Annotated in this window: 9 protein-coding genes; 4 read left to right on the forward strand and 5 right to left on the reverse strand. The window is 57.6% G+C overall.

What is annotated here, in order from left to right:
* Positions 1-43: 43 nt before the first annotated feature.
* The 3 genes from NITSA_RS01330 to argF form a co-directional block, all read right to left on the reverse strand.
* Positions 44-1,357, reverse strand: coding sequence for a (Fe-S)-binding protein (locus NITSA_RS01330; RefSeq protein WP_013553226.1), 1,314 nt, complete (start codon positions 1,355-1,357; stop codon positions 44-46).
* Positions 1,358-1,388: 31 nt separating this feature from the next.
* A complete protein-coding gene (gene hemN, locus NITSA_RS01335; RefSeq protein ID WP_013553227.1) occupies positions 1,389-2,756 on the reverse strand; it encodes an oxygen-independent coproporphyrinogen III oxidase in 1,368 nt (455 codons plus the stop codon).
* Positions 2,757-2,820: 64 nt separating this feature from the next.
* Positions 2,821-3,762 carry an ornithine carbamoyltransferase gene (gene argF, locus NITSA_RS01340; protein ID WP_013553228.1) on the reverse strand — a complete coding sequence of 314 codons (942 nt, stop codon included), beginning with the start codon at positions 3,760-3,762 and terminating at the stop codon, positions 2,821-2,823.
* 223 nt (positions 3,763-3,985) lie between these two features.
* On the opposite strand from argF, the gene NITSA_RS01345 reads away from it, so the two are divergent.
* From NITSA_RS01345 to NITSA_RS01355, 3 genes are all read left to right on the forward strand, one after another.
* Entirely contained in the window at positions 3,986-5,356 is a 1,371-nt protein-coding gene (locus NITSA_RS01345) for a hypothetical protein (RefSeq protein ID WP_013553229.1), read from the forward strand.
* A gap of 106 nt (positions 5,357-5,462) precedes the next feature.
* The gene (locus NITSA_RS01350; RefSeq protein WP_013553230.1) at positions 5,463-6,464 is read left to right on the forward strand and encodes an ATP-binding protein; all 1,002 of its coding nucleotides are present in this window, start codon (positions 5,463-5,465) and stop codon (positions 6,462-6,464) included.
* A gap of 164 nt (positions 6,465-6,628) precedes the next feature.
* A complete protein-coding gene (locus NITSA_RS01355; RefSeq protein ID WP_013553231.1) occupies positions 6,629-7,783 on the forward strand; it encodes a vWA domain-containing protein in 1,155 nt (384 codons plus the stop codon).
* An 84-nt stretch (positions 7,784-7,867) separates the two neighbouring features.
* Here NITSA_RS01355 and NITSA_RS01360 read toward each other — a convergent pair whose 3' ends face one another.
* Complete coding sequence (locus tag NITSA_RS01360) at positions 7,868-9,715, reverse strand: DNA polymerase III subunit gamma/tau (protein ID WP_013553232.1); 1,848 nt, start codon at positions 9,713-9,715, stop codon at positions 7,868-7,870.
* A gap of 135 nt (positions 9,716-9,850) precedes the next feature.
* Between NITSA_RS01360 and ypfJ the strand changes: the two genes are divergently transcribed.
* Entirely contained in the window at positions 9,851-10,738 is an 888-nt protein-coding gene (ypfJ, locus tag NITSA_RS01365) for a KPN_02809 family neutral zinc metallopeptidase (protein ID WP_013553233.1), read from the forward strand.
* Here the strand turns inward: ypfJ and NITSA_RS01370 are convergent.
* The gene (locus NITSA_RS01370; protein ID WP_013553234.1) at positions 10,729-12,417 is read right to left on the reverse strand and encodes a putative bifunctional diguanylate cyclase/phosphodiesterase; all 1,689 of its coding nucleotides are present in this window, start codon (positions 12,415-12,417) and stop codon (positions 10,729-10,731) included. The two genes, ypfJ and NITSA_RS01370, sit on opposite strands and share 10 nt — an antisense overlap.
* Positions 12,418-12,484 lie beyond the last annotated feature (67 nt).

Here is a 12,484-nt window from a genome sequence, read left to right on the forward strand (position 1 = left end):
CTCCGAGAAGAAGAGGCCGGGCAAATCTTCCAAGCTTTCTGCCTCAGGACTTTTGTGATGATTTGCTATCGTCGGAGGCCTCCGCTTTGAGGGCTTCGGCGATGAGTTCCACGGGGTTTTTGAAGACCACATCCACATCGGCCTGGTGGAGGGAATTGCTGATCTGCATCCGGCAGGCGCTGCACTCGGCGCTGACGATCTGGGCGCCCGTCTCGGCGATCATCGCCGCCTTGGGTTTACCGGCGGCTTCGGCCAGGTGGTATTTCTCCGTCTGCATCGTCACGCCCCCGAAGCCACAGCAGCGGTTGGGGTCGCTCATCTCTTTGATTTCGTAGTTCTGGCTGAGCAGGGAGCGGGGCTCCTGCCAAATCCCCTGGACCTTTTTGGCGTGGCAGGCGTCGTGGTAGGTCACGCTTTGGAGCATGGTGACTCCTTTGGCGGCCAGGCGTTCTTTGAGATCGGTATGCTTCTCGAGCCACTCGGTAGCCATAAAGATCTTTTCGTTGAGCTTTTCGGCCCGCTCGGCCCACTCACTCATCCCGCGGTTGCGGAAGAAGACGGCCCAGTCGTGCTTGATCATCGCCGAGCAGGTGGCTTCGGGGATGAGGATCGCTTCGACTTCGTCGATGAAACTCTCGAAATATTCGATGTTCTTTTTGCTGAGCTGCTCTACGGTATAGAAATCCCCGGTGAAGTAGGCGGGGGCGGAGCAGCACATTTGATCCTTGGGGATGAAGGCATCGATCCCCAGCTCTTCGAGGATCTCCATCAGGCTGTCGCCGATGCCGGTGTAGTTGTAATTGGCGAGGCAGCCGATGAAGATCGCCACCCGGCGTTTGCCGCCGTGTGAGACCTCTTCGGGGTATTTATTGAGAAAGCTGGTCTTGCCCAGGCTGGGCAGGAGACGGCCGCTTTTGATGATGGGCAGCTTGAAGCGGGGGGTCATCCCGCCCTTTTCGGGCTGGTCCTGGAAGCCGCAGGTGCGGAAGGTATAGCCCAGCTTCATCATCAGATCCATCAGCCAGCGGTGGCGCAGCAGCAAAAAAAAGCCCCGCTTGAACCAGGCGATGCCGAACTTCTCGGCGATCTCGTGGCGCACCTCTTCGATGACCATATCCGTCGGCAGGGAGTTGGGGCAGACCTCGGTGCAGTGGGTGCAGAGAAAACAGCTTTCGAAGATATCCTTGGCGTTTTTGTCCAGCTCCAGCTCGCCCCGTTCATAGGCGCCCAGCAGGTCGATGAAGCCGCGGGGGGAGGTGGTCTCGTCGGGGTTGATGAGGTGGATGGTGCAGCCGGGGATGCACTTTCCGCACTTGATACAGGCGTCGCTGACGGAGGTGTAGTGGAACTTTTCCATAGGATTTCCTTGCTTCAGGAGCGCCGGGCTCCTAGACGGTTTTGCTGAAACTCTTTTTCTGGCCTTCGTATTTGTTCATATAGGCGTCGAAGGGCATGGCGATGTTGCGAATCAGCAGGGTGCCGGTGGGATGCACCCGGATCGCTTCGGGGGTGATGCTGAGCAGATCGGCCTCTTCGAACTCCTCCAGCTTCTCCAGGGCGTCGGCGAAGTAGTCGGCGAAATCGATGCCGAACTCCTTTTCGACCCGGGGGATATCGACGCTGAAGTTGGCCATCAACTCCATAATGACGCTCTTGCGCAGGACATCGTCGTCGCTGAGTTCCACCCCCCGCTCGTAAGGCAGCCGCCCCGCGTCGATAGCGGCTTCGTAGGCTTTCATATCCTTGGTGTTCTGGGCGTAGTAGCGCTGCCCCTCCCCGATGCTGGTGAGCCCGATGCCGATGAGGTTGGCGCCTCCCTTGGTGGTGTAGCCCTGGAAGTTGCGGTGGAGCTCCCCTTTGGCGATGGCGCCGAAGAGCTCATCCTCGGGCTTGGCGAAGTGGTCCATCCCGATCATCTCGTAGCCCTCGGAGGTGAGGTAATCGATGGTGTATTGGAGAATCTGAAGCTTCACTTCCGGGCTGGGGATGGTGGTCTCGTCGAATTTGCGCATGGTCTTTTTGAGCCAGGGGACGTGGGCGTAGTTGAAGACCGCCAGCCGGTCGGGATCGAGGCTGCGGGCCAGGCGGAGGGTGTTTTGAAAGCTCTCCAGGGTTTGATAGGGAAGCCCGTAAATCAGGTCGGTGTTGATACTCTCGATCCCGTATTTCCGTGCCAGCTCCACGGCGGCTTTGGTGGTCTCGTAGGGTTGGATGCGATGGATCTCCTGCTGGACCTTGGGGTCGAAATCCTGGACCCCGAAACTGATGCGGTTGAAGCCGTGGCTCTTGAAGACCTTCATCTGATCTTCGTTAAAAAAGCGCGGGTCGATCTCCACACTGATCTCGGCTTCTTCGCTCCAGTTGGGGAAGTGCTTCTTGATGTGCTTCATAATTTCATCAAGTTCGAAAGCTTTGTAGTAGGTGGGGGTCCCGCCTCCGAAGTGGAACTGGATCACTTCCCGGGAAGTGTCGATCTGATCGGCCAGGAGTTCGATCTCCCGCTTGAGGTAATCGACATATTCGCTCAGCTTCTCCTCCTTGGAGGTGAAGACCACGTTGCAGCCGCAAAAGTAGCAGGCACTCCGGCAAAAGGGCAGGTGCACATAAAGTGACAGCGGCCCCGTTTCGGAGCGTAGCCGCTCCAGGTAGCGCTCGTAGCTGAAGGCGTCGCTGAACTCCAGAGCGGTGGGGTAGCTGGTGTAGCGGGGGCCGGGACGGGAGTAGCGGCTGAATTTTTCCAGATCGATGGTGCTCAAAAAAGTCCTTTTTTCCTAATGAGAAATTTCGGTTGGCATTGCGAACAATGCATCTTCACTATTCTCAATTCTCAATTTCGGCATCGTCGAAACGATGCTGATCCAACCAAACCATAATCCCTTTTTGGGCGTGGAGGCGGTTCTCCGCTTCGGTGAAGATCTCTTCGGCATGTTCTTCGAAGACAGCTTCGCTCACTTCGTAACCCCGGTAGGCGGGGAGGCAGTGGAGGAAAATGGCGTCGTCTTTGGCCAGGGCCATTAGATCTTTGTCCACCATAAAGCCGGCGAAATCTTTCACGCGCTGCTCTTTCTCCTCCTCCTGCCCCATACTGACCCAGGTATCGGTGGTGACCACATCAGCCTCTTTGACCGCCTCTTTGGGGTCGTGGCCCAGGATCAGGGTTCTACCGTAGCGCTCGGCCAGTTTTTTGGCCTCGGCCACCACCTCCGGATCGCACTCGTAGCCCTCGGGGGTGGCGACACGCAGCTCGAAGCCCATAATCGCCGCTAGGTAGAGCCAGGAGTGGGCCATATTGTTGCCGTCACCCACATAGGCGACGACGGGATTTTCCTTGCCGAACTCCAGCATCGTCAGGTAATCGGTCATCAGCTGGACGGGGTGGTAACTGTCGGTCAAGCCGTTGATGACGGGGACGCGGGAGTAGCGGGCGAACTCTTCGAGCTTGCTTTGCTCGAAGGTGCGGATCATTACCATATCGACCATACGGCTGATGACCCGGGCGGTGTCCTTCATCGGTTCACCCCGGCCCAGCTGGATGTCCCGGCTGGAGAGGAAAAGCCCGGTGCCGCCGAGTTGGTAGATGCCGGTTTCGAAACTGACCCGGGTGCGGGTGGAGGACTTTTCGAAGATCATCGCCAGGGTCTGGTTTTTGAGGTAGGGGACATACTCCCCCGCCTTGGTCTGCGCTTTGATGCGGATGGCGAGGTCGATCATCTCTTGAAGTTCGTCCCGCGTGAAATCTTTGAGCGTCAGAAAATGCCGCATGGCCTGCTCCTGGGTGCCCCTTCGGGGGGCACGTGAAAATTAAGGCATCTATTCTACCATAAGGGAGGGAGGCTCCGGATTAATTCGGAGTATTTAACTCCTGTTTAATTGGTCTATTGGTATATTGGGCATTGGGCATTGGGCATTGGGCATTGGGCATTGAGAGGGCAGATAAAAATTCCTAGTTACTAGTTTCTAGTTACTAGTTACTCAAGGAGAGAGAATGGGCAGACGGAATTTGAAAGAGCTATTGGAATCGGGCGGGCCGGGGGAGCTGCTTTTGCTGGGCAAGGGGGACGCTTTTACCTTTGAGGAGATCGAGCGCTTCTGCCGGCGGCAAGGTTTTGAGATCGTAAGGGAGTTCTCCCCTGCTGTGGTAGCGGTGCTGGAGGGGCGGCGGCTGAGTATGCCCGAGGAGCTGCTCAGCGAACAGGCCTACGCCGAGGGGATCGCTCTCTACCGCCTGGAGGATCTGGAGCGGATCATGAGCGAGGCGATCCGGCCTGAGGAGCTGCTGATGGCGCTGAAGCTTGGTGATGATATGGAGCGCCTGCTGAGGCTGCTGGGCAATCCCCATCTGGAGGATGGGCTCTTTCTCCGCCTTCTGGAGCTCTACACGTGGGAGGGAGAGGAGCTGATGGAGAGCGATCGGGACCGGCGGGTGCTGCACGCGATGATGGAGCGTTTTTTGGAGTTGGATCCCTACGAGCGGGACGCGCTCCACTCTCCCGCGACGCTGCTGCGCCTGATTCGAAGTACCGACAATCCCGATCTGATGGAGGCGCTGCTGCGTCTACCTCCCTTTGAGTTCCGCGGGCGCAGGGGGATGCGCCTGAGCATCGCCGAAGCGGTGGCCTCCCGGGAGATCCTCAAAGAGAGCACCGTTCGAAAACTGCTCAAGATGAGGGAAGAGGGGGTCCGGCTCATCCTGGCGGCCAATCCGGCCCTGAAAGGCCCTTGGCAGAGGCGTCTGCTGGAGAGCGGCGGTGAAGAGATCTCCGAAGCTCTGGCGCTGAACCCGGCTCTGGATGAGGAGCTCTTCGCTGATCTGCTGAAAATGGGGGGTGAGGTGACGGAGAAGTTGCTGCGTCATCAGAGCATTAGGCCCGAGCGCTGGAGGCTTATAGTGGAGCATTTTGCCGAAGAGGGGGTTCCGGAATTCCTGGGAGAGAATCCGGGGCTATGTACCAAGGCGGCAGAGGCGATGATTGAGAGAGGCGGTCCGGGGCCTCGGAGAGCTCTGGCGGCCAACGAGTATTTGCCCGAGGAGCTGCTGGAGCGCCTGGCGGAGGATCGGGAGCTTTGGCCCCTATTAGCGGGCAATCCCGCAATCTCCGAGGATCTATTACGGCGCCTCTACCGTGAAGAGGAGTCCCTCAAAGAGATCTTGGCGGCCAACCCCTCCACCCCGACGGAGCTTTTGAAAGAGCTTTTTGAGAGCGGGGAGTTTCGCTACCATCAAGCTTTGGCGGCCAATCCTTCCACGCCGATGGCGATCCTGCATCAGCTCAAGACCGATCACCGGCTCTGGCTGATCTTGCAAAAGAATGAGACCTTCGTGCAGGAGGCGAATCGGGAGATGGGAATGCGGTAGGAATGGAGAATTGAGAATGGAGAATTGAGGATGATTTTGGATTTTAAATTTTGGATTTTGGATTGGGAAAATTCTTACTTAGCACATAACACGAAAGAAGTTTCAAATGAAAGCGTCTGAGTTGACGGAACTTTTGGGGCGTTTGGTGGAGACGCGTCTGCCGGCCTTTGTTTGGGGGCCTCCGGGGATCGGGAAATCTTCCATCGTCCGGCAAATTGCCGAGGAGCGGGGCTTGGAGTTTCTGGATCTGCGCCTTTCGCTGCTGGATCCTACCGATTTGAAGGGGATCCCTTTTTTCGATCCCGAGAGCCGGCAAGGTGTCTGGGCGGCGCCGAGCTTTCTGCCTAAAGAGGGAGAGTCCCGAGGGATCCTCTTTTTGGACGAGATCAACAGCGCTCCGCCGGCGGTGCAGGCTTCGGCCTATCAGCTGGTACTGGACCGGCGGGTGGGGGAGTATGAGCTCCCCGAGGGCTGGAGCATCGTCGCCGCGGGGAACCGGGAGAGCGATCGCGGGGTGGTCTATCGCATGCCCCCGCCCCTGGCCAACCGCTTCGTCCATTTGGAGATGGAGGTTGCTTTGGAGGATTGGAAAGCCTGGGCCTATCGGGAGGGAGTAGTTTCGGAGCTGATCGCCTTTTTGGGCTTCGAGCCTGCAGCCCTCTTCGCCTTCGATCCCACTAGCAAAGAGAAGGCCTTTCCCACCCCCCGCTCCTGGAGCTTCGTGGACCGGATGCTCAAGAGTGGCCTGGAGGGGGAGCGGCTTTTGGAAGGAATCAGCGGCGCGGTGGGCCGGGAGGCGGCGGTGAAGTTCGTCAGTTTCCTTCAAGTGCGTGATCGCCTGCCCGATCTTCAGGCGATCCTTGCAGGAGAGATGCCACAGATCGAGGAAGACCCCAGGGTTTTGGCGATCCTGGTGGGAGGCCTGGTGGAACGGCTCAAAGATTCCACGGAGCCCGAGGTCCTGGATCGGGTCTTGCGTTTCAGCATAAGCCTGCCCGGGGAGTTTGCCGTGATGCTGGTCAAAGAGCTGCAACTGGCGGGGATCCGGGTGGAGGAGAGCGAAGCGTGGGGCGAGTGGGTGAGGCGGTATGCCTATCTGCTTAAATAACCGAGTAACGGAGTAACCGAGCAACCGAGTAACCGAATAATGAGCAGTTACATAACACGTATCACTTAACACATAGCACGTAACACAAAAACTCTTGCGACGTGAGGGGCGAAGCCCCGTGCTTGCGACTTGCGACTTCAAAATGCAACACGAAAGGAGCGTTGATGTCAAATCCGCTTGATGAGGCGAAGGCCCGTTTGATGGCCCGTTCTCCCTATTTCGGGCAGATTGCCGCTACGCTCAAGCCGGCGGCTTCGGAGGATTTGCCCACCTTCCGGGCCGAGGGGGGTGTGCTGTGCTACAACCCCGCCTGGTTCTCTGAGCTGGAGGGGGCGGAGCTGGAGACGGTCCTGGCCCACGCGGCGCTGCAGAAGGTGCTTTGGCACGAGAAGCGGGGCCGGGGGCGTCACGGAAAGCTCTGGCACCTGGCGACGGAGTATGCGATCAACGCCCTTTTGGCGGATAACGGTTTTGATTTGCCCCTGGAAGCCAACTACGATCCCCGCTACCGGGGGATGTATGCCGAGGAGATCTACGCAAGTTTGCTCAAGGAGCGGCCGCCTGAAGAGGTGGAGGAGAGTGATGAGGTTCAAGAACGGGAGGAGATGCAGGAATCGGAGGCGGCTCCGGAATCCCGTCAACAGGAGCGTTTCAAGACTCAGGCAGGGGAGTCGGAAACCAAGGAGGAGCCTACAGAGGGCGATGCTTTGGAGGCGGCCTTTTTGGAGCAGATTGCCCTTTCATCGGAGCGGGAGGGGAAGCTCCCCAAAGGCTTGGAGCGTCTGGTCCCCCGCTATTTTCAGCGGCGCATCGATTGGCGGGAGCGGCTGGGGCGCTACCTGGAGAGTTATCTCAAGAGCGGCTACAGCTTCAGCCCGCCCAATCTCAAACACCTCTATCGGGGCATCGCCCTTCCCAGGCCCTCCTCCGAGACGCTCCATATCGCCGTGGCCCTCGATTGTAGCGGTTCGGTGGACCGGGAGCTGCTGGAGCTCTTTGCGGGGGAGGTGGAGATGATCCTGCAGCACTTCCCCGACTACCGCCTGGAACTGATGATGGCCGACGCCCAAGTACGCAGCCACCGGACCCTGAGCCCGGGAGAGCCGCTGGAGTGGGAGGTCAAAGGGCGGGGGCATACCGATTTCCGCCCCGTCTTCGACTATTTGGAGAATGAGATCCACGAAAAGCCGAGGCTGCTGATCTACTTCACCGACGGGGCGGGAAGCTTTCCGGAAACAGAGCCTGCCTATGAGGTGCTTTGGGTGCTGAGCCGGGAGGCGGAGGTGCCGTTTGGGGAGGCAATTATTATGAAGAGTTGAGGGGTGAGAGTTGAGCGTTGAGATAGAAATTGTGTTACGTGTTATGTGCTACGTGTTACGAATTTTTCAATTCTCAATTAGCCCCTAACTCTTCCGCTTGATCCTCACTCTCTTGGGATCAAAAAGAGCGATCGCCTCTTTGACCATCGGCTCTTTGAGGAGCTCTTTGGGGTCTATTTCTTTGGAGGCTTCGCTGCTGCCGGTATCTGGGTTCATACAGCTGGAGGGGAGTTCTACCGCTTCGAGGGTGCTGGCGGTTTGGGCATTGTCGGGGAGGGCGCACTCCTCCTGTTCCGGCCCGGAAGCAGGAGGCTCTTCCTTGATGACGGCGGCGGGGCGCTCCTCAGCCGCCGGAGTTTTCACTTTTTTTTTATCCTCTTCGGGGGCTTTGTCCGCTTCTTTGGCGATATTGAGGATCTTCACATCCAGACCGAAGATCTCCTGGACAAACATTCGGATGATCCCCCAGTAGGTCACCAGGCGCTTCTTGTCCGCTCCCTGGGCGGTCGATTCCCAGGTGAGGGAGGCGCCGTCGAAGCTTTGGTAGCGGATGCAGCGCTCGAAGGTCTCTCCCAGATCGTAATCCCGGTCGTAGAGTTTTTCCAGCAGGGCTTTGAATTTGAGGGCTCCCGCGTCGGGCGCGGTTCCGGATGCGGGTGCGGCGGGTGCTTCGGTAGCGGGACTTGGCGTTTCAGCGGGTCGGGGTTCTTCGGCCGGGGCGCTCTTCGGAGGAGTTGCTTCGGCGGAAGCCTGGGGCAGGGTGCTTTGCGAAGCCGGGCTCTCGGCGGCCGGAGCGGGCTGCTTGCGCGATTCGGCTGCAGCTGCTGTGGTCGGGGCAGACGTCGTAGGAGCCGGGGTACTCTGCACTCCCGAGAGCTCCTTTTGCAGGGTGCGGATCATCTCATCGATCTCTTTGATGGAGAGGGCTTCCATCATTTTGAAGAGGGTCAGAGAGAGGACGAACTCCCCGTCGCTTCCCAGGAAGAGCAGTTCTTTGGCTTCCGCCAAAATCCGGAAAAAGCGATCCAGGATCAGGGGCGGGAAGCGGGGGTCTTTGGCGAAGAGAAGGTCCTTGAGATGCAGGGTCAGCTCATCGATGATCATTTCGGTCTCGTATTCGCTGCTCTCGTGGATAAAGGCGAGGATTCCCGCTTCGTCTTTGTTGAGGATCCGGTCGAGGAGATCGTCGAGCTTGGCCGGATCGATGATCCCCAGCATCTCGGTGACGGTGGGTAGGTCCACTTTCCCCTTGGCGTAGACGATGGCCTGATCCAGGAGGGTCAGGGAATCCCGCAGGCTCCCCGCCCCGCTGCGGGCGATGATCTCCAGAGCTTCGGGCTCATAGTCGATCCCCTCCAGGTGGAGGATGTGCTCCAGATGGCTTTTGACCAGCCGGGGCGGGATCTTTTTGAAGCGGAAGTGCTGGGTGCGGGAGAGGATCGTCGCGGGGAGCTTGAGGGGGTCGGTGGTGGCCAGGATGAATTTGACGAACTCGGGGGGCTCTTCGAGGGTCTTGAGCAGGGCGTTGAAGGCTTGGGTGGTGAGCATATGGACTTCGTCGATGATGAAGATTTTGAAGCGGCCGCTGCCGGGCTTGTATTTGGTGTGCTCAATCAGCTCTTTGATGTCGTCGATCCCCCGGTTGGAGGCGGCGTCCATCTCGATGATGTCCATATGGCGGTATTCGTTGGCCATAATGCAGTGGGGGCACTCTTCGCAGGGCTGGGACGTGGGCCCTTTTTCACACAGAAGCGCCTTGGCGAAGATCCGGGCGGTGGAGGTCTTCCCGCTGCCCCGCAGGCCCGAAAAGAGGTAGGCGTGGGAGAGCCGGTCCCCGTCGAGGGCCTGGGCGAGGGTCTGGCTGACGGTCTCCTGGCCCACCAGGTCGGCGAAGGAGCGGGGACGGTATTTGCGTGCGAGTGCCAATGCCACGGATCTTCCTTGAGTCGGTTTTTGGGAAAAGAGCATCTATTGTAGTCGATCTTTGCTTTTGGAGATATAAAAGTGACTCTGTAGTTCCAAATATCTTTTGTTATGATTGGATCTGCAAAAACGAAGGAGTTTCACGTGAGACTGGATGATATAGAAGAGAGCAGAAACGTAGAGGACCGCCGAAACAGCAGCGGCGGAGGGGGGCGGCTGTCGGCAGGGACTCTGATGATGCTCTGGCCGCTGATCAGGATGCTGCTACGGACCAAGATCGGCTGGGCGATCCTGGGGATCGGCGCCCTCGCCTACCTGGCGGGATTCAACCCCCTCAGCCTCCTGGGAGGAGGGAGTCAAGGGGTCAGCTCAAGAACATCTACAGCTCAGGAACAGCAGCTGGCGGTGCGGATGAAGAAGGTCCTGCGTTCGACCGAACAGGTCTGGTCTTCGATCCTGGGGAAGTATGGGCGACGCTACGATCCGCCGACCCTGGTGCTCTACCGCGGGGCCACCCGAAGCGGCTGCGGCTATGCCCAGGCCCAGATGGGCCCCTTTTATTGTCCGAGGGATAAAAAGATCTATCTGGATTTGAACTTTTTCGATGAGTTGAAGCGCCAACTGGGGGCTCCCGGGGATTTCGCCCAAGCCTATGTGCTGGCCCACGAAGTCGGCCACGCCGTGCAGGATCAGTTGGGACTCCTGGACAAGGTTCACCGGCTCCAGCAGCAAGCGCTTCGGCGGGGTGATAAGACCCGGGCCAACCATCTGCAGATCCCCGTGGAGCTCCAGGCCGATTGTTACGCCGGGGTCTGGGGCCACTATGCCCAGAGCCATCTGGAACCCGGAGATATCGAAGAGGCGATGAACGCCGCATCCCGGATCGGCGACGACACTCTGCAGAAACGCTCCCAGGGTTATGTGGTCCCCGACAGCTTCACTCACGGCAGCTCTCGTCAGAGGATGGAGTGGTTTATGCGGGGCTTCAAAAGCGGTGATATCCGAGCCTGCGACACCTTTCGTCAGCCCTGAGACTCCAGAAGCTCAAGACAGCTCGAGGCGTCCATAGGACGGGCGAAGAGAAAGCCCTGCTGGATCGGCAGGCCGATGGAGGTGAGGAAGCGGGATTGTTCCTCCCGCTCCACTCCCTCGACGACACAATCCAAAGCATAGATCTCCGTGATTTTTTTGATGACGCGGACCAGATCACCGTTTTGAGGGTCTTCCGGCAGGTTTTCCACGAAACTGCGGTCGATCTTGATCTCATCGATGGGGAGAGAATGGAGATAACGCAGAGAAGAGTATCCGGTTCCGAAGTCGTCAATGGAGATACGGATTCCCAGATCACGCAACAGGTCGAGCTGCTCCCGATCATCCCGGGAACAGGCCAAAAATTCTTCTTCGGAGATCTCAAGAATCAGTTGGGGAAGCAACTCCTGATAGCGCTTAAAAAGTGGAGAAAAAGCCGCCTGTCCGAAATCCTCTAAATAGACATTGACGGCAAGCCGGGGGGTCAAACCTTTGGCTTTCCACTTTTGAAGATCCTCTAGTGCTTGTTCCATAATCAGATGGTCGATTTGGTGGATGAGTCCTTGCTGCTTCGCGAGCGGCAGAAATTCTCCCGGGAGAGCGACAGGTTTCCCTTCCGGTCCTATCCAACGCGCCAGCGCTTCTACCGCCACAATCTTGGAACTTTCGGTATCGAAAATCGGCTGGTAATAGGGTTTTAAAGCCTTTTGTTTGATGGCCCGCTGCAGCGAATCGACTCCATAATAGGTCAGAGAGATTTGTTTCTGCATATGGGGATGGTAGCGGACGATTTGGCTGCCGGAGAGAGATTTGGCGTGGGCCAGTGCTGTACTGGCACCGCTGATCAGTGTGCTGATATCCCGGGTGTCTTCAGGATAATGGATCACCCCTACGTTGAAACGTAAAGTAACTGTTTGACCCTCGATCTGCATCGGCAGATCGAAGAGCTGTTGTCTCAGCCGCTCGAACAACCCTCCGGTCTCCTGTAGTCGGGGAATGAGGAGGACAAATTCATCGGCACCGTAGCGGTAGACATTAGTTGAGCCCGCCAACTCTTCGAGCTGTTTGGCGAGACGGACAAGGATTGCATCTCCGAAATGGTGTCCGAAGAGGTTGTTGATCGTACCGAAATTTTCGACATTGACGAAAAGCAATACAAAGGATTCACCCTCTCCGATCTCCCGAGTTAAACGGAGATGGAGTGCGTGACGGTTGGGAAGTCGTGTCAGGGGATCGAAATTTTCTAAAAAAGCGCTCCGGTTCTTTTCCTGAAGAAGATCCTGCTCCACCTGCTTTCTTTTGGTGATATCCAGCACGACTCCGATGAGTTTGATCGGTTTTTCTTCGCTGTCGTAGAGGAGGTAGCCTTTTTCGTGGACCCAGACGGTACGTCCGTCACGTAGATGAATTTCGTGCTGAAGATCGTAATATTTTTTTTCGCCGCTGAGGACCCGGGAAATCTCCTCTTCGACCAGACGCCGGGTCTGCTCGTCGAGAACAGAGAGAAAGAGTTCGAAACTTCCCTTTTCCTTTTCTCCCAAGCCGTAGATCGTACGTTTGCGGGGGCTCCAGTAGGTTGTGTCGTTGCGGATATCCCATTTCCAGTAACCGATTTCACCGACCTCTTCCGTCAATCTCCAGAGCTCTTCGAATTCCCGCGGGTCTATCATCCCCTTTTGCATCTAGGATCCTTCCATTGCTTAGATTATATTGTATCCTAATTTACCCGGGCAAATCCTCTCGGACCGC

This window comes from Nitratifractor salsuginis DSM 16511 (assembly GCF_000186245.1).
In the GTDB taxonomy this organism is placed as follows: domain Bacteria; phylum Campylobacterota; class Campylobacteria; order Campylobacterales; family Sulfurovaceae; genus Nitratifractor; species Nitratifractor salsuginis.

Excerpts from the sequence above, each read along its gene's own strand:
- NITSA_RS01350 (WP_013553230.1), top strand. The coding sequence starts at position 5,463 with ATGAAAGCGTCTGAGTTGACGGAACTTTTGGGGCGTTTGGTGGAGACG.
- argF (WP_013553228.1), bottom strand. The coding sequence starts at position 3,762 with ATGCGGCATTTTCTGACGCTCAAAGATTTCACGCGGGACGAACTTCAA.
- NITSA_RS01370 (WP_013553234.1), bottom strand. The coding sequence starts at position 12,417 with ATGCAAAAGGGGATGATAGACCCGCGGGAATTCGAAGAGCTCTGGAGA.
- NITSA_RS01345 (WP_013553229.1), top strand. The coding sequence starts at position 3,986 with ATGGGCAGACGGAATTTGAAAGAGCTATTGGAATCGGGCGGGCCGGGG.
- NITSA_RS01330 (WP_013553226.1), bottom strand. The coding sequence starts at position 1,357 with ATGGAAAAGTTCCACTACACCTCCGTCAGCGACGCCTGTATCAAGTGC.
- NITSA_RS01355 (WP_013553231.1), top strand. The coding sequence starts at position 6,629 with ATGTCAAATCCGCTTGATGAGGCGAAGGCCCGTTTGATGGCCCGTTCT.